The 17,331-nt window shown below is 71.6% G+C and carries 20 protein-coding genes and 1 pseudogene; 10 read left to right on the top strand and 11 right to left on the bottom strand.

Annotation, left to right across the window (positions count from 1 at the left end):
• Positions 1–338: 338 nt before the first annotated feature.
• Positions 339–1,132 (bottom strand): annotated as a pseudogene (locus IEZ31_RS58815) (mechanosensitive ion channel family protein); the annotation flags it as partial.
• A 77-nt stretch (positions 1,133–1,209) separates the two neighbouring features.
• Positions 1,210–1,383 carry a hypothetical protein gene (locus IEZ31_RS05065; protein WP_190248537.1) on the bottom strand — a complete coding sequence of 58 codons (174 nt, stop codon included), beginning with the start codon at positions 1,381–1,383 and terminating at the stop codon, positions 1,210–1,212.
• A 42-nt stretch (positions 1,384–1,425) separates the two neighbouring features.
• On the opposite strand from IEZ31_RS05065, the gene IEZ31_RS05060 reads away from it, so the two are divergent.
• Entirely contained in the window at positions 1,426–2,118 is a 693-nt protein-coding gene (locus IEZ31_RS05060; protein ID WP_190248536.1) for an HAD family hydrolase, read from the top strand.
• A gap of 258 nt (positions 2,119–2,376) precedes the next feature.
• On the opposite strand, the gene IEZ31_RS05055 is transcribed toward IEZ31_RS05060, so the two are convergent.
• The 4 genes from IEZ31_RS05055 to IEZ31_RS05040 all read right to left on the bottom strand — a co-directional run bounded on the left by IEZ31_RS05055 (position 2,377) and on the right by IEZ31_RS05040 (position 4,845).
• On the bottom strand, positions 2,377–3,090 hold the full coding sequence (locus tag IEZ31_RS05055) for an AIM24 family protein (RefSeq protein WP_190248535.1): 714 nt from the start codon (positions 3,088–3,090) through the stop codon (positions 2,377–2,379).
• 69 nt (positions 3,091–3,159) lie between these two features.
• Positions 3,160–3,888, bottom strand: a complete 729-nt coding sequence (locus IEZ31_RS05050; protein ID WP_190248534.1) for an AIM24 family protein — start codon at positions 3,886–3,888, stop codon at positions 3,160–3,162.
• Positions 3,889–3,971: 83 nt separating this feature from the next.
• Positions 3,972–4,319 carry a metallopeptidase family protein gene (locus tag IEZ31_RS05045; protein WP_190248662.1) on the bottom strand — a complete coding sequence of 116 codons (348 nt, stop codon included), beginning with the start codon at positions 4,317–4,319 and terminating at the stop codon, positions 3,972–3,974.
• A 100-nt stretch (positions 4,320–4,419) separates the two neighbouring features.
• Positions 4,420–4,845 carry an OsmC family protein gene (locus IEZ31_RS05040; RefSeq protein WP_190248533.1) on the bottom strand — a complete coding sequence of 142 codons (426 nt, stop codon included), beginning with the start codon at positions 4,843–4,845 and terminating at the stop codon, positions 4,420–4,422.
• A gap of 68 nt (positions 4,846–4,913) precedes the next feature.
• On the opposite strand from IEZ31_RS05040, the gene IEZ31_RS05035 reads away from it, so the two are divergent.
• The 4 genes from IEZ31_RS05035 to IEZ31_RS05020 all read left to right on the top strand — a co-directional run bounded on the left by IEZ31_RS05035 (position 4,914) and on the right by IEZ31_RS05020 (position 7,666).
• A complete protein-coding gene (locus IEZ31_RS05035) occupies positions 4,914–5,186 on the top strand; it encodes a hypothetical protein (RefSeq protein WP_190248532.1) in 273 nt (90 codons plus the stop codon).
• A gap of 10 nt (positions 5,187–5,196) precedes the next feature.
• A complete protein-coding gene (locus IEZ31_RS05030; protein ID WP_190248531.1) occupies positions 5,197–5,799 on the top strand; it encodes a hypothetical protein in 603 nt (200 codons plus the stop codon).
• Positions 5,800–5,957: 158 nt separating this feature from the next.
• Positions 5,958–6,776 carry an HAD family hydrolase gene (locus tag IEZ31_RS05025; protein ID WP_190248530.1) on the top strand — a complete coding sequence of 273 codons (819 nt, stop codon included), beginning with the start codon at positions 5,958–5,960 and terminating at the stop codon, positions 6,774–6,776.
• Positions 6,777–6,832: 56 nt separating this feature from the next.
• The gene (locus tag IEZ31_RS05020; protein WP_190248529.1) at positions 6,833–7,666 is read left to right on the top strand and encodes an HAD family hydrolase; all 834 of its coding nucleotides are present in this window, start codon (positions 6,833–6,835) and stop codon (positions 7,664–7,666) included.
• Here IEZ31_RS05020 and IEZ31_RS05015 read toward each other — a convergent pair.
• Complete coding sequence (locus IEZ31_RS05015) at positions 7,654–8,187, bottom strand: bacterial proteasome activator family protein (RefSeq protein ID WP_190248528.1); 534 nt, start codon at positions 8,185–8,187, stop codon at positions 7,654–7,656. The two genes, IEZ31_RS05020 and IEZ31_RS05015, sit on opposite strands and share 13 nt — an antisense overlap.
• An 83-nt stretch (positions 8,188–8,270) precedes the next feature.
• On the opposite strand from IEZ31_RS05015, the gene IEZ31_RS05010 reads away from it, so the two are divergent.
• The 3 genes from IEZ31_RS05010 (at position 8,271) to IEZ31_RS05000 (ending at position 11,821) form a co-directional block, all read left to right on the top strand.
• The gene (locus IEZ31_RS05010) at positions 8,271–9,086 is read left to right on the top strand and encodes an alpha/beta hydrolase family protein (protein WP_229834210.1); all 816 of its coding nucleotides are present in this window, start codon (positions 8,271–8,273) and stop codon (positions 9,084–9,086) included.
• Positions 9,087–9,165: 79 nt separating this feature from the next.
• Entirely contained in the window at positions 9,166–10,374 is a 1,209-nt protein-coding gene (locus IEZ31_RS05005) for an ABC transporter substrate-binding protein (RefSeq protein WP_229834209.1), read from the top strand.
• An 88-nt stretch (positions 10,375–10,462) separates the two neighbouring features.
• On the top strand, positions 10,463–11,821 hold the full coding sequence (locus IEZ31_RS05000) for a hypothetical protein (protein WP_190248527.1): 1,359 nt from the start codon (positions 10,463–10,465) through the stop codon (positions 11,819–11,821).
• Positions 11,822–11,885: 64 nt separating this feature from the next.
• On the opposite strand, the gene IEZ31_RS04995 is transcribed toward IEZ31_RS05000, so the two are convergent.
• Entirely contained in the window at positions 11,886–12,128 is a 243-nt protein-coding gene (locus IEZ31_RS04995; protein ID WP_190248526.1) for a hypothetical protein, read from the bottom strand.
• Positions 12,129–12,290: 162 nt separating this feature from the next.
• Positions 12,291–13,643 (bottom strand): ABC transporter substrate-binding protein, encoded by a 1,353-nt coding sequence (locus IEZ31_RS04990; RefSeq protein WP_190248525.1) that lies wholly within the window; start codon positions 13,641–13,643, stop codon positions 12,291–12,293.
• Positions 13,644–13,753: 110 nt separating this feature from the next.
• On the opposite strand from IEZ31_RS04990, the gene IEZ31_RS04985 reads away from it, so the two are divergent.
• Together IEZ31_RS04985 and IEZ31_RS04980 are read left to right on the top strand one after the other, a co-directional pair.
• Positions 13,754–14,164 (top strand): PaaI family thioesterase, encoded by a 411-nt coding sequence (locus IEZ31_RS04985; protein ID WP_229834207.1) that lies wholly within the window; start codon positions 13,754–13,756, stop codon positions 14,162–14,164.
• 115 nt (positions 14,165–14,279) lie between these two features.
• Positions 14,280–14,672 carry a hypothetical protein gene (locus tag IEZ31_RS04980; RefSeq protein WP_229834201.1) on the top strand — a complete coding sequence of 131 codons (393 nt, stop codon included), beginning with the start codon at positions 14,280–14,282 and terminating at the stop codon, positions 14,670–14,672.
• 961 nt (positions 14,673–15,633) lie between these two features.
• Here IEZ31_RS04980 and IEZ31_RS04975 read toward each other — a convergent pair.
• Positions 15,634–16,305, bottom strand: a complete 672-nt coding sequence (locus IEZ31_RS04975) for a hypothetical protein (RefSeq protein WP_190248523.1) — start codon at positions 16,303–16,305, stop codon at positions 15,634–15,636.
• Between the two features lie 69 nt (positions 16,306–16,374).
• On the bottom strand, positions 16,375–17,319 hold the full coding sequence (pheA, locus tag IEZ31_RS04970; protein WP_190248522.1) for a prephenate dehydratase: 945 nt from the start codon (positions 17,317–17,319) through the stop codon (positions 16,375–16,377).
• Between the last annotated feature and the right edge of the window lie 12 nt (positions 17,320–17,331).

The raw sequence follows: 17,331 nt of genomic DNA, 5'->3' as shown, positions 1-17,331 counted from the left end.
TGTTCCATGAAAAACACCCCTGCGCGGTACGCAGGGGTGTTTTGGGAGGGTCAATCTACTTGTCGTCGCGCGGTGGCGGGTTGATGACGACGGTCTGGTCGGCGTCGGCCGGCGGCTCGGAGACGGGGCGCTGGGTCGGGAGCTGGAGCCGGGCGTCGCGCTCGGTCTCCGCGGGCGACGTCGAGGCCGTCGAGCCCGCCGGGCCAGTCGGGGCCGCCGGGCCAGTCGGGGCCGCCGGCGGCGAGGAGATCGTGGGGACGACCATCGTCGGGGCGTCGGTGACGCCCGGGATCGGGCCGGGGGTCGGCGGCGTCGCCGGCATCTCGGCCGCGCGACGGGCGGCCTCCTGGCGGGCGGCCTCCGCCCGGGCCTGGCGGGCCGCCTCCGCCTCTTCCGCGCGGCGAGCGGCCTCCGCCTCGGCGGCGCGGCGGGCCTCCGCCTCCGCGCGGCGGGTGTCGGCGGCCGCGCGGACGTGCTCGGAGACGGCCGGGGCCTCCTGCTCCATGCGGCCGAGCCAGCCCTCCCAGCGCTGCTGCATCGGCCGGACCAGGCCGCCGCCCACGCCGACGATCAGGATCCCGGCGACGGTGGCCAGGACCGCGATCAGGACCGGGGTCGTGACGGTGGTGGCGATGCCGATCTGGTTGAGGGCGGCGATCACGCCGAGGCCCAGGATGAACCAGTAGGCCAGGTTCGCGAGCAGGCGGCCGTACGGGAGGCCGCCGAGCGTGGACAGGGTCAGTTCGCGCACGGCCGCCGCGATGGCCGCGGCCACGACGACGATCACGATGGCGACGACGGCGAGCGGGAGCCAGGCGACGATGCGCTCGATCAGGCTCGAGACCGGGTTCGGTCCCCAGACCCCGAACGCGATCTGGAGCGTGAAGAGCAGGATCGCGTAGTACACCAGCTTGGCCAGCAGGTCGCTGGCGTCGAGCGGCGTGCGGGCGAGCGCCCGGCCCACGCCGCCGCGCTCGACCAGCCGGTCGAAGCCGACGCGGGCCAGCAGCTTGTGCACCGCGGTGCGGACGGCGACGGCCACCAGCCAGCCGACCACCAGGATGACGACGAACAGCAGGAACGACGGCACGAACCGCACGATGTCGCCCAGCGCGTCGCGGACAGCACCCATCGAGGGCCTCCTCCCGAGGTTGGTACTCGGGAACTTGCCCTTATCGACGACGCGCTAATCGGGGTGATCGAAACCCGTCATTCGTCCATGCCGGCCAGGCCGCGTGGGCTCTCCGGCTCGCGGGCGTGCTCGGGTCCGCCGGCCAGCTGCTCGGCCAGGGTGACGCTGCGGTGCTCCTCGGCGAAGTCGCCGAGGTCGTCGACGTCGAAGCCCGGGAACGGGTCGGCCATGCGGAGGTCGGGCTCGGTCATGCATCCGGTGATACCCCTTCAGCCCTGGGTATCACCCCAAACATGACCAAACCAGTGAGTGGTGTGCTGTTCGACGTCGACGGGACGCTCGTCGACAGCGTGTACCTGCACGTGGTGTCCTGGTGGCAGGCGTTTCGGCAGTACGGCCACGACGTCGAGGCCGCGCGCATCCATCGGGCCATCGGCATGGGGTCGGACAAGATCCTCGGGCACCTGCTGGGGGACGGGCGCTCAACAGAGGACGACGCCGGGCTCCGGGCGGCGCACGGCAGTCTCTACGCGGCGTACTGGGCGCGGTTGCGGCCGCTGCCGGGGGCGCGGCGGGTGCTGGAGGGCTGCCGCTCGCGCGGGCTGCGAAACGTGCTGTGCACCTCGGCCTCCAGGCCCGAGCTGGAGGCGCTGCTCGCGTGCCTGGGCGCGGACTCCCTGATCGACACCGTGACCAGCGCGGACGACGCCGGGGAGAGCAAGCCGTCGCCGGACATCGTCGAGGTCGCGCTGCGCCGGTCCGGGCTGCCGGCCGATGCGGTGGTGTTCGTCGGGGACTCGGTGTGGGACGTGCAGGCGGCCGGGCACGTGGGGATTCCGTGCATCGGGTTGGCCAGCGGCGGGGTCAGCGCCGCGGAGCTGCTCGACCACGGGGCGGCGGCGGTCTACGAGCACCCGCTCGACCTCTGCGAGCACCTCGACGAGGCGCTCACCACGGCCTTCCGGGTCGCGCTCAGCCACCCCTGAACATGAGTGCGTCGATCTTGGAGTTGTGGTGGTCGCAAAAGCCCACGAAGGCGGGCGGATCGGGCACCACAACTCCAAGATCGACGCACTGAGGGCGCGGCGGCGCCGCCCGTGAGCGGCGCCGCGCTTGGCGCGGCCGGAGGCCGCGGGTTCTTGGCACGACGGCGATGGCAGGGAGGGCCGTCACGGCCCGACCGGTGTCTGGCGGGAGCGACGGTCGCGCCTTGCACGGACCCGAGCCATGAAAATTCCCGAGAATCAGCCGCCGAGCACGTTGCCGAGGAGGCCGCCGCCGCTGCTCGCCTGCTGGGGGGCCGGGTGACCCTCGCTGGGCTGGACGATCACGAAGCCCTGGCCGGACAGCGCGAGCTGGAAGAGCTCGCCCGAGCCGCCGCGGAGCATCGACTTGAGGCTCTGGTTCTTCTGGATCGTCGTCTGCAGGCTGCTCGACCAGCCCACGACGGCGTCCGTGTCGACGAGGACCGGCAGCTGCGGGGTCACCGGGATGACGATCGGGGCGCCCTCGGAGACGATCGCGAGACGGCCCTGGCCGGTGAAGACGCAGTTGAAGAGGCCGCCGCCGAACATGCCGGCCCCGCGGACCATCTGGATGTCGTAGCGGAGGCTCGGGTCGAAGCAGAGCACGTTGCGCCCGTTGATCGAGAGGGCGTCGTTGGGCTCGATGTCGAGGATGAAGCAGTCGGAGGCGCCCGAGGCGAACCACACCTCGCCCTGCCCGCGGACGGCCATGAGGGACACGCCCTCGCCGGTCACCGCGCGCTTGAGGAAGTTGCCGACGCCCTGGCTCTTCACCTCGAACTGCAGGTTGCCCCGGAACGCGATCATCGCGCCCTGGCGGGCGTGCACCTCGCCGTTGACGGCGTACTTGACGCACTTCGAGTGCTGCAGGCTCATGCCTGCCTGGGTCGGGGGCTGGGCCATATTCTCGGCCTTGAAAATGTCACCACGCACGATCCGCAGCGTAGCGAACGGCGAAGGGCCGCCCACGCCCGCGCGGACGGCCCTGTTACCAAACTATGATCAGCTGCCGAGCAGACCGCCCAGGACGCCGCCCTGCTGCTGCTGACCGCCGCTGGCGGCCCCCGGCGCGGGCTCCTCGGAGGGCTGCACGACGACGAAGCCCTGGCCGGCGAAGCTCATCGTGAACGCCTCACCGGTGCTGCGGCCGAGGAGCGTGCCGAGGCCGAGCTGGTCGGCGCGGTGATAGCCGGTCTGCAGGTTGGCCGACCAGCAGATCGCGGCCTGCGGGTCGACGTAGGTCGGCTGGTCGACGTTGAGGACCACCGGGGAGCCCTTGGTGGTGATCGCGAGGCGGCCGTGGCCCGTGAACACGCAGTTGAAGAGGCCGGCCGAGGACATCATGCCCATGCCCTGGACCATCTTGATGTCGTACTGCAGCGTCGAGTCGAACGCGAGCACGTTCGCGCCGTTGATGGAGATCGCGTCGCCTGGCTCCAGGTCGATGAGGTGCACGTCGGCGGCGCGGTCGGCGAAGAACACGTCGCCCCGGCCGGAGCACTTCATCAGCGGGACGCCCTCGCCGGTCAGCTTCGACTTGAGCCACTTGCCCATGCCGCCCGAGCCGAGCGCCTGGAACTGAACCTGGCCCTGGTAGGCCACCATGGTGCCGGTGCGGGCCATGATCTCACCGTTGAGCTCGGCCTTGAGCATCTTGGAGTTCTGCAACCGCAGCCCCGGCTGTTGCGACTCCTTCTCCATGTTTTCCGCGGCAAACAGCGCACTGCGCATTGGGAAGTCCCTTCGAAGACGTTCGTGACCGCACCGCGCACGGTAGTTGTTCGGCGCAACCCCGGCCATCCATCGGTCGGCTTTCAGCCCCAGCCCAGGGCATGGAGGCGGGCGTCGTCGATCCCGAAGTGGTGCGCGATCTCGTGCACGACCGTGATCGCCACCTCGTCGACGACGTCATCCTCATCGTCACAGATAGCGAGGATCGGATTACGGTAAATCGAGATCCGGTCGGGCAGCACGCCCCCGTAGTCCCAGCCGCGCTCGGTCAGCGCGTAGCCCTCGTAGAGTCCCAGCAGGTCGGGGTCGTCGGACGGCGGGTCGTCGACCACCAGGATGACCACGTTGTCCATGAGATCGAGCAGCTCCGGCGGCACCTCGTCGAGCGCCTCCCCGACGAGTTCCTCGAACCGCTCCTTGCTCATCGTCACCGGCATGCGAAGAGGGTCCCCTACCGCGGGGACCCTCTCAACTTGGCCCGGGTGACCGAGCGCGGTGGCCATCTAGGACGGTGGCCTGAAGGCGTTGAGCTCAGACCAGCTGCGCGTCGAGGGTGATCTCGACGGCGGCGAGGGCCTTGGAGATGGGGCAGCCGGCCTTGGCGTCCTGGGCCTGCTTCTCGAACTCCGCGGCGTCGATGCCCGGCACGTCACCGCGGGTGGTCAGGTCGATGCGGGTGATGGCGAAGCCGCCCTCCACCGGGCCGAAGTGCACGGCCGCGGAGGTCTCCACCGAGGTCGGCGTGAAGCCGGCCTTGGCCAGGCCGTTCGACAGCGCCATCGAGTAGCAGGCCGCGTGCGCCGCCGCCACCAACTCCTCGGGGTTGGTGCCCTGGCCGTCCTCGAAACGGGACGGGAACGAGTAGGAGCCCTGGAACGTGCCCGAACCGGTGGCGACCGTGCCGGAGCCGGACCGGAGGTCGCCCTCCCAGCGGGCGGATGAAGTGCGAGTTGGCATGAACCAGACGCTAGCCCATCCCGTGTTCCCGGTGGGACGAGCCGGTCACTTCGGTGAGGAGCAAGTTGATGCCGCGCAAACTGGCACACATCGGCGGGCTGCCGGGCGCTTGCGGGCTGTTCGCACTGGTCGCGCCGCTCGGCGCGGCGGCGCTCGGGACAGGGTTCAGCGGGCCGATCATGTCGCTCGCGACCGCGGCGCTCGTAGTGGGGCTCATCACCACCGTGGGAAGCGTCGCGGCCGGGGGGTGGCTGGCCCCTCGCGTCGATGCCGTTGCCGGATTCGCGTGTGGCCTGGTCGCCATCGGACGCGTCCAGGCCCTGTTGCACAACTGGGCCTAGTATTCGCGGTATGACTGAGGCTTCCCCGCCGCGGCCCGGGCCGGTCGCGCTCTCGCTGCTCGCGGTCGGGTTCGGGCTGGCCCTCGCCGCCCAGTACCTTCCGTGGAGCTCGGTCAAGACCGGCGTGACCTCCGACGACGAGGACGTCGTGCCGACGGGTGCCCGCGCACGCGTGCCGGCGACCCTGGACATCGCGCTGGCCAGCCTCAACACCGCCCACGTCGTGGCCTACCTGGCGACGCTCGTGCTCGCGCTCGGCGCGATCGCGGTCGTGCTCACCACCACCGACGTCGTGCGGCGGGTGGCGACCGCCTCGGCGGCCGGCCTGCTCGCCGGCAACGTGCTGGTGCTCGGCGGGGTCAAGGCGGCGATCGACGCGCTCGGCCAGAGCTCGTTCACGATGTACACGCTGCCCGAGGACGCGGTCAGCGTCGGCATGGGCTATCCGCTGGCGATCGCGGCGACGCTGCTGCTCCTGGCCGGCCTCGTGGTCGCGGTGCGCGGCCGGCTCCTGCGCGACCGGCTCGGGCGCCGCAGCGAGATCGACGAGTCGGACGGCGGCGAGCCCCTGGACCTGACCGTCACCGCCGCGCCGCCAAGCCACTTCCCGTGAGCCAAGGGCTGTTGCACGACTGGGGCCGGGCTGCGGCGGGCCCAGTCGTGCAACAGCCCTTAGACGTCGTACGTTCGGTCGGGATTTACTCGCAGGCTGTGACCCGGGGGGTCCTGAGAGGTACGGTTGCTGCCCCGCGCAGGCGGAAGGAGCACCACATGCGCAGCTCAGGGCTACCAAAACTGATCGCGACCGACCTCGACGGCACGCTGGTCCGCAGCGACGAGACCGTCAGCGAGTTCACGCGCGCCGTCCTGGAACGCGTCAAGGCGGCCGGCATCCACGTCGTCGGCGCCACCGGCCGCGGGCCGCGGCTGACCGAGCTGGTGCGGTTCGACATCCCGTCGGCCGACTTCCTGGTCATGGGCGGCGGCAGCCGGGTGCTCGACGTGCGCGTGCCCGACCACCCGGCCGTCCTGCGCGACGAGCGGCTCGACGGCGCCGTGCTCGCCGACGTGCTGGCCCGGCTGGAGCGCGAGCTCGGCACGCTCTCGGTGCTCATCGAGGCCGGCGACCACCACGAGGCGCCGCTGTGGGGCGACGCCGACCCCAACTGGCGGTACGACGCGGTCGAGGCCCGCGTGCGCGCGGAGTGCCTGACCGGGCCGGTGATCAAGGGGTTTGCCCGCCACCCGTCGTGCGACGTCGACGACGTGCTCGCGACCGCGCAGCGGATCATCCCGCCCGACCTGGCGACGGTCACGCAGGCCGGGCTCGGCTACATCGAGATCTGCCCGCCGGGCGTCGACAAGGCGAGCGGGCTGGCGTTCGTCGCGACGGCCCTCGGCGTCGACCCGGGCGACGTGCTGGTCTTCGGCGACATGCCCAACGACCTGCCGATGTTCCGCTGGGCCGGGTTCGGCCGGGTGGCGGTGGCCAACGCGCACCCGCAGCTGCGGGCGATCGCGGACGAGATCACGCTCACCAACGACGAGGACGGTGTGGCGGTGTACCTCGACGCTATGTTGAAGCTGTGAGCGGTTCGGAGCGAAGCGGAGAGGCCGCTCACCGTAGGCTCAGTTTGGTAGGGGTAGTGGCGCCGGAGCGAAGCGGAGGTGCCGCGGCCCCGAAACTCGTAGCCACGGATCTGGATGGGACCCTGGTTCGTGGCGACCGGTCCGTGAGCCCGCGGACCGCCGAGGTGTTCCGGCGGTTGGACAAATCGGGCATCGTCATCGTCCTGGTGACGGGTCGCCCGATTCGATGGCTTTTCGGGGTGTACGAGCAGCTGGGGCTTCGACCACTGGCGATCTGCGCCAACGGGGCGGCGACGTACGACCCGGTCACGGACTCGATCGTCCACAGCGTGCCGCTTTCCGCCGAGGCCCTCGCCGAGGCGTGCGCCCGGCTGCGGGCCAGCGTCCCCGGCGTGGTGTTCGCGGTGGAGCGCGACGGCGGCCGGCAGATGCGTCACGAGCCGGAGTTCCCGGTCGGGCCGTGGGAGGTCAACCACGAGTCGGTCGCCCCGGCCAGCTTCGCCGAGCTGCTCACGCGGCCCGCGCACAAGCTGCTGGTGCGGGCCGGCGCGCAGTCGCCCGACGAGTTCACCGCTCGCGTCGGGGCCTGCCTGGCCGGCGTGGCCGAGGCGACGAACTCGTCGTCGAGCGGGATGGTCGAGGTGTCGGCGGTCGGCGTCACCAAGGCGTCGGCCCTGGCACGGGTCGCCCGCGGCCACGCGGTGGAGGCGCGGGACGTCGTCGCCTTCGGCGACATGCCCAACGACCTGCCGATGCTGACCTGGGCCGGGCGCGGGGTGGCGATGGTCAACGGTCATCCGGCGGTGCGGGCGGCGGCCCACGACGTGACCGCCGCCACCAATGAGGAAGACGGCGTGGCCGCCTACCTGGAAGCGCTCTACAGATACTGACCGGTGCTCGGCGAGTGCTGGCCGGGCAGGCCGCCGGGCTGCTGACCGGCGGTGATCGCCGGGCGGCCGCGCATCTGCTCCAGCTGCACCCGCGCCGCCATCTGCTGGGCGACGAGCGCGGCCTGGATGCCGTGGAACAGGCCCTCGAGCCAGCCGACGAGCTGGGCCTGCGCGATGCGCAGCTCGGCCTCGCTGGGCGTCGACCCGTCGTCGAACGGCAGGGACAGCCGCTCCAGCTCCTCGCGGAGCTCCGGGGCGAGGCCGTCCTCCAGCTCGGTGATCGACCGGCGGTGGATCTCCTTGAGCCGGTGCCGGCCGGCCTCGTCGAGCGGCGCGGCACGGACCTCTTCGAGCAGCTGCTTGATCATGCTGCCGATCCGCATGACCTTGGCCGGCTGCTCGATCAGCTTGCTCGGATCCTCGGCCGTGTCGTCCTCACCGGTGGACATGGTGCCCAGCGGCCGCCCATCGGGACCGACGACCAGCACGGTGCGGGACTCGTCCTGCGCCTCTTCTGCCATGGCTCCTAGTCTTGCGTACCGCTGGGTGACGCGACCACAAAGGCCCCCTGTTGCCACGCTTGGTGACGCGATAACGTCTCCCGGTGACCGATCCTCGGGATGTGCTGAGTCGTCCGGCCCGTCCGGCCGACTTCACGCTGCGGTACGGCGAACACCCCGACCAGGTCGCCGACGTGCGGCTGCCGGCCGTGGCCGGGGCGCCGCTCGTGCTCTTCATCCACGGCGGGTTCTGGCGCAGCGAGTGGGACCGTGCGCACGTCGGCCCGCTCGCCGCCGACCTGGCCGCCCGCGGATATGCGGTCGCGACGATCGAGTACCGCCGGACCGGCCAGCCGGGCGGCGGCTGGCCCGGCACGTTCTCCGACGTGGCCTCGGCCGCAGTCGCGGTGCCGGACCTGCTGGCCAAGGAGGTCGCCCACCGCGGGTTGCTGCCGGTGTCGGTCGACCGGCCGATTCTTGCCGGACACTCGGCCGGTGGGCACCTCGCGCTGTGGTACGCGTCGGTGGCCCCGGACGCGATCGGCGGGGTCGTGGCGCTCGCCCCGGTCGCCGACCTGGTGCGCGCGTACGAGCTCGATCTCGACGACGGCGCGGTCGCGGCGCTGCTCGGCGGGGCGCCGGACGCGGTGCCGACCGCCTACGCCTCGGCCGACCCGATGGTCAACCTGCCGTCCACCGTGCGGACGGTCGTGATCCACGGCGCCGAGGACCCGTTCGTGCCGGTGGCGATCTCCCGCGCGTACTGCCAGCGGGCCCGGCGGGCAGGGGACGACACCACGCTGGTCGAGTTGGCCGGTGTGGAACACTTCGCTGTGATTGACCCGGAGTCGGCGGCCTGGCCCGCCGTGCTGGCCGCATTCGGCACGGTGACCAGGGGTGAGGCCGTCCCCGGCGATTGACTCTCCGCCACGATGGCGGTAGAACGCAGCGTGGGTGTCGAGGTCCTCGGCGCCGCATGGTGTTGGGGAGGAAGCGCACGTGTCCCACCTGAACCGCCGCCAGGCGCTCCGGCTGTTCGCGGCTGCTGGTGCGGCGGGCCTGACCGCGCCGATCCTGTCCGCGTGCAGCTCGGGCTCGGGCTCCACGGCGAACAACCCCGCGCTGCCCGGCGGGCCCCCGGTGAAGATCGGCATGATCGTGCCGCTGACCGGGATGTACAAGGACTTCGGCAACGACATGGACAACGGCTTCAACCTCTACCTGCAACTGCACGACAACAAGCTCGGCAACCGTGACGTCCAGCTCATCAAGGTCGACGAGGGCGAGACGGCCGAGTCCGGCAAGGCGGCGGCGGAGAAGCTGATCAAGGAGAGCAACGTCCTCGCGCTGACCGGCGTGGTCAACCCGCTGACGATGCTCGCCGTCCGGGACACCATCGAGACCGCCCAGAAGCCGCTGATCGGGTCGAATGCCTCACCGGCGTCGCTGCAGGGTGTGAAGTACATCTGGCGCACCTCGTTCGTCGCGACCGAGCCGGGCCAGGCGCTCGCGAAGTGGGCCGCGGCCAACGCCGGCGGGTCGCTCGCGGTCGTCGCGGCCGACAACCCGGGCGGCGACGAGGAAGAGGTCCGCGCGTTCACCGACGCGTTCAAGAGCGCCGGCGGCCAGCTCAACGGCTCGCCCCGCATGACGCCGTTCGGCGGCAAGGACTTCGGTCAGGTCCTCGGACAGGTCCGCAACTCGGGCGCCACCTCGCTGTTCGCGTTCTACTCGGGCGCCTCGGCGATCGAGTTCGTCAAGCAGTTCAAGGCGGCGCGGTTCCCGGCGGGCTTCCGGGTGTTCGCGCCGGGCAGCCTCACCGAGGGGTATGTGCTGAAGCAGCAGGGCGACGCCGCGCAGAACATCTACACGGCCATGAACTACTCGCCCGACCTGGACAACGCCACCAACCGCCGGTTCATCGCCGACTACCAGAAGGCGTTCGGCACCATCCCGTCGAGCTACGCGATGGCCTCCTACGACGCCGCCGCGGTGCTCGACAAGGCCATCGGCGACGCCACCCGCAACCTCGACTCGTTCACGCTCAACGCCGCGATCGGCCGGCTCGGCCAGATCGACAGCCCGCGGGGCGGCTGGCAGTTCAGCCAGAGCCGCACGCCGCTGCAGCGGTGGTATCTGCGGCAGGTGCGGGCGGACGGCGCGGTTCTGTCCAATGTGCTGACCGCGGAGCTGACGACGCTCGGGTAGGCTCTGGGCCTCCCGACGTTCGGCAGGAACCGTGACGATCCCCGAGCCAACCGCGCCGCCTTCGGTTGCTCATATTCCGCAGCAGCGGATGCCGGCGGGGCCGTGGTATCCACCGCCGCCGCTGCCTCCTCCCCTGCCGCCGCCACCGCGCCGGAGCTACCTCTGGCCGGTCCTCACCATCCTGCTGGTCCTCAGCATGCTGGTGGCGCTCGTGGGGGCCACCGCGGCCGCCTGGGCGCTGCGGGGGAACGAGGATCCGCCCATCGCGGCCTCGTGGGTCGACATGCGGCCCGAGGTCGGTGGCAAGGCGATCCAGGCGGTGCTGCAGCGGCACGCCGACGCCGTGAAGAACAAGGATCTCGCCGCCTGGATGGCCGACGTCGACGACACCGACGCGGCCTTCGCGCGGCGGCACAAGCAGCTGTTCGAGAACCTCACGAAGATGCCGTTCGCGGAGCTGCGGTTCGAGCGGGCCGCGAAGCTGCCGCGGAAGCTCGACGAGCACCTGCCGAGCCAGTTGTTCGCGCGGTATCACGCGGCCGTCCACGTCGAGGCGGTCAGCGTCGTCCACCGCATCCAGGGCGTCGACAGCAAGCCCGTCGCGACGCCGTGGCTGCCCGTGTTCGGCTACGCCGACGGCAAGTGGATGATCGCCGGCGAGGCGACCGGCGACGACCTGCCGACCGGGGCCAACGGCCAGCCGTGGGACGCGGCCGGGCCGGTCGTCGTGAAGCGCAGCGACCACGTCGTGGCGGTGGTGTCGGCCGACGACGCCGACCGGGCCCAGACGCTGCTGCACCTGGCCGAGGAGGGGCTGAAGCAGGTCGCGACGGTCCGGCCGGCCGGCTGGGACGGCAAGGTGTTCCTGACCGTGATCCAGGACAAGCGAATCTTCGACACGTACTTCGCGGAGTCGCAGGACCGGGTGGCCCAGGTGGCCGCGATCGCGGTGCCGTACTACGACCGCATCCCCGAGTGGACCAACTCGCCCACCTACGCCAGCACGCGCGTGGTGTTCAACCCGACGGAGCTCTCGGCCCAGACCGAGGAGCTCGCCCACGACCTGGCGCACGAGTTCGCCCACGCGGCGATGGGGCCGGTCACCGGCGCGCACACGCCGCGCTGGGTGGTCGAGGGGTTCGCGGAGTACGTCGCCTTCAAGGGCGCCACGATCAGCGCGGCCGGGATCCGGCAGGCGCTGGGCAACCTCGTCATCGGGCCGTTCCCGACCGACCAGCAGTTCTACGACGAGCCACGCAACTACGTCAGCGGATGGCTCGCCTGCCGCATGATCGCCGAGAAGTACGGGCAGGGGAAGCTGATCGCCTTCTACGAGGCGTTCCAGCGGCTGTCCGAAGTGGACTCGGTGTCGCGGGAGGTGCTGGGGGTCGCGGCCACGGACCTCGAGGCGCAGTGGCGGGACTACGTGGCGAAGCAGCGCGGCTGATCGGTCTCGTCCGCGCTGCTTCGCTTGTTTGCGGCTCTTGTCAGGCCTTTGTTTGCGGCTCTTGTCAGGCCGGGGGCAGGCCGCCGTCGCCGTCCACGACCTCTTCCGGCGTGCCGTCCTGGTCGAGGTCGCTCATCGTGATGTCGACCTTGCCGTCGCCGTTGGTGTCGAACTGGAACAGGTCAGCCTTGCCGTCCCCGTCGGTGTCGACCGCCCAGAGGTCGGGCTGGCCGTCGTTGTTGGTGTCGCCGACGAGCAGCTCGACGCGGTCTTCGCCGCGCGTCTCGACGGTCTCGTTCTCGCTCATGCGGTGGTTCCTCTCACCTCACTGGGGGGCAATCTGGTTCACCGTAGGCCCACGGTCGGCTCCGCGCGAGTCTTGGGCCGTCACCCTGTCGGCTCTCGGACCTTCGCCGTTTCGGTTGTCAGGCCCTCGCCCGCTTCGTTCCGCGGCCGTCGCCCTGGGCGGTCAGGCCTTCACCTTCTCCGCGATGAGGGCCTTGATCGCGAGCGCCGACTCGTCGAAGCCGACCAGCAGGATGCCGGTGGCGCCGAACGTCTTGGTCTGCGCGGCGAGCGGGCCGAACAGCTTCGCGTCGGCCTTCGGGTCGTACGTGTCCTTGGCCTCGTACTTCATGACCAAGAGGTTGTTGGGCTTGATCCCGGCGGCGGCCAGGTCGGCGCGGACGCCCTCGGCGAGGCCGCTGCCGTAGGTGTCGTCGCGGGCGATGATGGCGACCTTGGTGTGGCCGTCGCGCATGATGATGTCGGCGATCGCCTTGGCCTGCAGCACGTCCGGCGGGGAGGTCCGGAAGAACATGCCCTTGTCGTCGACCTTGCTGAGCTCGTCCGACGTCGCCGACGGCGAGATCATCACCTTGCCGGCCGCCGCGATCCGCGGGATGACCGCCTTGCTGACGCCGGACGCGCCGGCGCCGATGATGACGTGCACCCCGGCGTTGATGAACTGCTCGGCGGTCGCCTTGGCCACGTCGGGGTTGGTGCCGTCGTCGCCCTCGACGAACTGGACCTGCTGGCCGAGCACGCCGCCGGCCTCGTTGATCTCCTTGATCGCGAGCTTGGCGGCGGCGAACATCGGCGGGCCCTGGAAGGCGAGCGCGCCGGTCTTCGGCAGCAGCAGCCCGTACTTCAGCGTCGGCTTCGTGTTGCCCTTCGGGGCGTTGCCGGCGGGCGGCGCCGGGGTCTTCTGCTCGGTCTTCTCGTCGCCGGCGCCGACGAACTCGGTCTTGGCGTCGTCGATGGTGTTGTTCCGGCCGAAGTTGAGCACGCCGTACATCGCCGAGCTGGGCTCGCCGACCTCGGTGAACCCGCTGCGGCGCAGCGAGACGCCGCGATACTTGAAGTCGCGTCCCTGCTTGGCGGCGGCGAGGCAGGCGGCAATCGTCTCGCACACGTTGTCACCGGTCGTGACGCCGACGATCTGCTTGGCGATCTGGGCCGGCTCGACGCTGCGGGCGGCCTCGGCGGCGAGCGCGGCGACCACGACGGCGTCATACGACTCGCCGGAGTAGTTGAAGTCGGTGAGGGTCGCGTCGATGCTCTTGACCCGCCGCTTGAAGTCGTCACTGAGCGGGGTCAGCGGCGTCGTGCCCTTCATGCCGTTGAGCACTGCCGGCGAGTCCTTGAGGGCCTCGCCAAAGGAGTTGGCCATGTTGCCGTCGCTGCCGTACAGCCGGACGTCCTGTGGGTTCGTCGCGGTGTCGCCGTCACTCTGCGCAGTGTCACTGCAGGCCGTGGCTGCACCCAGCAGGGCAATCGCCGTGATCACTCCTACGATGGCTTTGGCGTGCCGTGCGCGCATGAGTGTTTCTCCTCCCCAAAGGTGCCGTGCGCACCTTAGCGCGGCCGGGCGCAGGACTTAAGCGGGGAGGTACCGGGCCGTTTCCGTACCACCCGGTAACGTTGCTCCGCATGACGGAGGCTGAGATCACGGTCGGTGACTTGTCGATGGAGGGCACCCTCCCGGAGCGGATGGGCATCACGCTCGTGGAGGCGTCGCCCGAGCGCGTGGTCGGGACGATGCCGGTCGCCGGCAACACCCAGCCGTATGGTCTCCTGCACGGCGGCGCGTCGGTGGTCCTGGCCGAGACGCTGGGCTCGATCGGCGCGGCCCTGCACGCGGCCCGCCTCTTCAACGGGATCGCGGTCGGCATCGAGGTCAATGCGACCCACCACAAGTCCGCCCGCACCGGCACCGTGACGGGCGTCGCCACCCCCCTGCGCCTGGGCGGGCTGATCGCCTCGTACGAGATCGTCATCACGGACGACTCGGGCGAGCGGGTGTGCACGGCTCGCCTGACCTGCGCCCTGCGCCGCTCGTAGCGCCCGGCCCCGCTCGGCGGTTCGGCTTGTCCGTACCGGCCGGGCGCACGATTCGTCATGGTTCGGCGCAGAGTTTCAGCGGACGATGCTTGACGCCGCGACATACGGTTGCGGCGTGGCTGACCCGGGAGACGAGACGTATCAGGACGCTGCACTGGTCCTGGAGTCGGCGCTCGCGGGCGACGGCGACGCCGTCGCCCACACCTTCGACTCGGTGGTGGACCGCCGCGGGATGGGCGCCGCATACGATGTGGCGTGGCGCCTGGCGGGCGAGATGGTGGGCGAGAACCTCCCCCGCGGCCCCTGGCGCCTGGACTTCCCCGACATCGACGACGCCAACTACGACAAGCGCTGGGTGGCCCGCTTCGTCAGCGCGTACATCAACGACGACGTCCCGAGCGGCACGGCCCTCTTCACGGTCGCGCTGGTGGACGGCAAACTCCCGGAGTGTCTGTTGACGCTGGCGGGCTCGGCGGTGGCCACCCTGCGCCGCCGCGGCGCGGCCTGACCGGACGAGGGTTGAGCCGGCGCGGCGAGTCGGCGCCGGAAGGGGCCCGAGCCGACGCCACGGCAGGCACAGCGGCCGCCAACAGATAGGCGCGGCCGGGTGCGCGGCGAAGTCGGCGGGGCGAGTAGACGGGCTCCCAAATGGGCGGGGCGAAGTCGGCGGGCCGCGCAGTGGCACCAAGCGGGGCCGGCGGGGAGCGCATCGGGACCTGGCGTCAGGAACGCGGCCTCGGCTGCGGTCGGAGTGTCCTGCGCCGGAGCGCGCGGCGTCGGACCGGCGGTGCTGTGCGGTGCTCGGGCGTCCCGGCGCGACAAGCCCGCCAGCTCTCACGCGCGTCACGCCCGGCCACGGCTCTCCGCACCGCTGCTGCACGCGGCGCGGAGAGCGATGCGCCCTGAGCTTGGGCGGGCCGTCTCCACGCCGCCGCGGCACACAGCGGACAGCCGGTCCATACCCGCTAGCTGCACTTGCAAAATGGCCGTGCGGACTGGAAGGATCGTGCGTACTTCGTTACCGAGCGTCGCAGCGCCCGAGCCCCTGACCGTGCGTCGAACAGAGGGGTCCGCGCGGTCGGGTGAACGGGCGGGCGCTCGCCGCGCCTAGCTGGCCTTGGTCGCTGCCGGGCGCCCGCCCCCTTCCCACAAGCGCACGAGGGGGCGCCCAAGCATGACGCAGCACGGTGAGCCGGCGGCGATGGACATGGCGGAGTACTCGGCGCAGGCCGCCGAGCGCGTCGCCGCCGCCAACCGCGCCATCGCCACCCACGTCGAGGTCGCCGCCAGCCAGCGATGCGCCGCGTGCGACCAGCCCGCGCCGTGCGCGTTTCGGCGGGCGGCAGAGGGCACCCTCCGCGCGTACGGCCGGCTGCCCACGCGCGTGCCAGGCGCCACCCTGCGCGCCGCACTACCCGGCAACGCTCTCACGGCCCGGGCGCCGCTTCCCCACGGTGGACCGCGCCGGATCAGCCCGCCATCGGCATCGGCCCTTCCACCTCGGGCGTCGCCGGAACTGCCGGGTCGCCTCCCGGTGGGCCTGCGCCGCCTGGAGGCTCCCCCAAACCGCCCGGACGCCCCTCCGGGCCACCCGGCGCCTCCTCCGAGCCACCCGGCGGCTCCGAGCCACCCGGCGACTCCGAGCCCGCCGACGGCTCGGAACGACTCAGCCCCAGCAGCTGAAGCCGCGACCGGACGCCACCCTCCGTCCGCCCCAACTCCTCCGTCATCGCCTTGACGCTCGCCCCCGCGTTGAACCGCGCCACCAGCAGGTCGAGATCCTGCGGGGCCCACGGGCGGCCGGCATTGGGCGCGGCCGCCCGGTGCACCGCCCACCAGTCGTGCTCCGAGGTCCCGGCCGAGGGCGCGGAAGGAGGCGCGGAAGGAGGCCCGGACGGCGGCGGGTCGGGTGGCTGGGCGCGACACCCGGCCAGCACCGCGGCGAGCAGCCCGGTCACCTCGGGCACGTCGGCCAGCGGCAGCTCGCCCCCGATGTCGGCCAACCGGCCGCCACCCTCCCAGCCGACCACCCGCAGCCCCACGAAGTCGTCACCCGCGTCGAAGACGACCAGGTGATACTCGCGGTCGTCGATGGTCAGCCGCCGGTGCACCTCGCCGGCGGAAAGCATGAAATCGCCCATGCCCCGCACCATACGAGCGCCCACCGACAACTTCCCGAGCGCCGTGATCAACCGATCACGAACAGTGACTCAGGACAGGTCGCCCGCCCGCACCCTCGAGAGCCACGTCGCCGCGGCGGCGAAGTCGACGTCGGCCAGGCCCGGCGCCGGGCGCGGCGGGGCGTCGCCGTGGGCGGCCCGCGGATACGATCCGAGGAAGCGCACGTCGGCGCAGATGCGGCGCAGGCCCTGCAGCGCCTCGCCCATCTGGGCATCGGCGACGTGGCCGCCGCAGTCGAGGAAGAACACGTAGCGGCCGAGCTTCTCGCCCGTCGGCCGCGACTCGATCCGGGTCAGGTTGATGCCCCGCACCGACAGTTCGGTCAGCACCGCCAGCAGCGCGCCGACCCGGTCGTGGGAGATGTACACCGCGAGCGTCGTCAGGTCGTCGCCCGTCGGAGGGGGCGGCGGGCCGGGCCGGGCCACGAGCGCGAACCGGGTCATCGCGTCCGGGTTGTCGGCGATGTCCTTGGCCAGCACGTGCAGCTTGTAGCGACTGGCGCCGATCTCCGCACACACGGCCGCGTCGAACTCGCCCGAGGACGCGCCGAGCGCCGCGGTCGCGTTCGACAGCACGTCGACCACCGTGGCCTGCGGGGCGTGTGCGCGCAGCCACTTGCGGCACTGCGCGCCGGCCTGCGGGTGGGCGGCGACCGACCGCACCGACTCCAGCGACCGGTCGTCGCGCGCCGCCAGGACGAACTGGACGGGTAGCACGACCTCGCGGGTGATGACCAGCGGCTCCCCGCTGGCGAGCTCGTCGAGCGTGACGCCGACCTGTCCGCCGATCGAATTCTCCAGCGGTACCAGAGCGGCATCCGCGTCACCGGAGCGCAATGCGTCGAGGGCCTCGGGCACGCTGCGCGCCGGGGTCAGGATGCCGCGGTCGGCGGCGGGGACGGTCTTGAGCGCCTGCTCGGAGAAGGTGCCTTCCGGCCCCAGGTAGACGAACCGCGTCGGTGGCACACCAGGCATGAACTCAGCGTA

The sequence above is a fragment of the Dactylosporangium sucinum genome, assembly GCF_014647515.1.
GTDB classification, from domain to species: domain Bacteria; phylum Actinomycetota; class Actinomycetes; order Mycobacteriales; family Micromonosporaceae; genus Dactylosporangium; species Dactylosporangium sucinum.
Note: the sequence above shows the minus strand (reverse complement) of the source record. Positions and strands in the feature narration are given on the sequence as shown.

What these genes read in the sequence shown, in the direction of transcription:
- IEZ31_RS04975 (WP_190248523.1), bottom strand. Translation starts at nt 16,305, where the DNA reads ATGGGCGATTTCATGCTTTCCGCCGGCGAGGTGCACCGGCGGCTGACC.
- IEZ31_RS05030 (WP_190248531.1), top strand. Translation starts at nt 5,197, where the DNA reads ATGACTGAGGCTTCCCCGCCGCGGCCCGGGCCGGTCGCGCTCTCGCTG.
- IEZ31_RS05000 (WP_190248527.1), top strand. Translation starts at nt 10,463, where the DNA reads ATGCCGGCGGGGCCGTGGTATCCACCGCCGCCGCTGCCTCCTCCCCTG.
- IEZ31_RS04985 (WP_229834207.1), top strand. Translation starts at nt 13,754, where the DNA reads ATGACGGAGGCTGAGATCACGGTCGGTGACTTGTCGATGGAGGGCACC.
- IEZ31_RS04990 (WP_190248525.1), bottom strand. Translation starts at nt 13,643, where the DNA reads ATGCGCGCACGGCACGCCAAAGCCATCGTAGGAGTGATCACGGCGATT.
- IEZ31_RS05065 (WP_190248537.1), bottom strand. Translation starts at nt 1,383, where the DNA reads ATGACCGAGCCCGACCTCCGCATGGCCGACCCGTTCCCGGGCTTCGAC.
- IEZ31_RS05040 (WP_190248533.1), bottom strand. Translation starts at nt 4,845, where the DNA reads ATGCCAACTCGCACTTCATCCGCCCGCTGGGAGGGCGACCTCCGGTCC.
- IEZ31_RS05035 (WP_190248532.1), top strand. Translation starts at nt 4,914, where the DNA reads ATGCCGCGCAAACTGGCACACATCGGCGGGCTGCCGGGCGCTTGCGGG.
- IEZ31_RS05060 (WP_190248536.1), top strand. Translation starts at nt 1,426, where the DNA reads ATGACCAAACCAGTGAGTGGTGTGCTGTTCGACGTCGACGGGACGCTC.
- IEZ31_RS05050 (WP_190248534.1), bottom strand. Translation starts at nt 3,888, where the DNA reads ATGCGCAGTGCGCTGTTTGCCGCGGAAAACATGGAGAAGGAGTCGCAA.
- IEZ31_RS04995 (WP_190248526.1), bottom strand. Translation starts at nt 12,128, where the DNA reads ATGAGCGAGAACGAGACCGTCGAGACGCGCGGCGAAGACCGCGTCGAG.
- pheA (WP_190248522.1), bottom strand. Translation starts at nt 17,319, where the DNA reads ATGCCTGGTGTGCCACCGACGCGGTTCGTCTACCTGGGGCCGGAAGGC.
- IEZ31_RS05015 (WP_190248528.1), bottom strand. Translation starts at nt 8,187, where the DNA reads ATGGCAGAAGAGGCGCAGGACGAGTCCCGCACCGTGCTGGTCGTCGGT.
- IEZ31_RS05025 (WP_190248530.1), top strand. Translation starts at nt 5,958, where the DNA reads ATGCGCAGCTCAGGGCTACCAAAACTGATCGCGACCGACCTCGACGGC.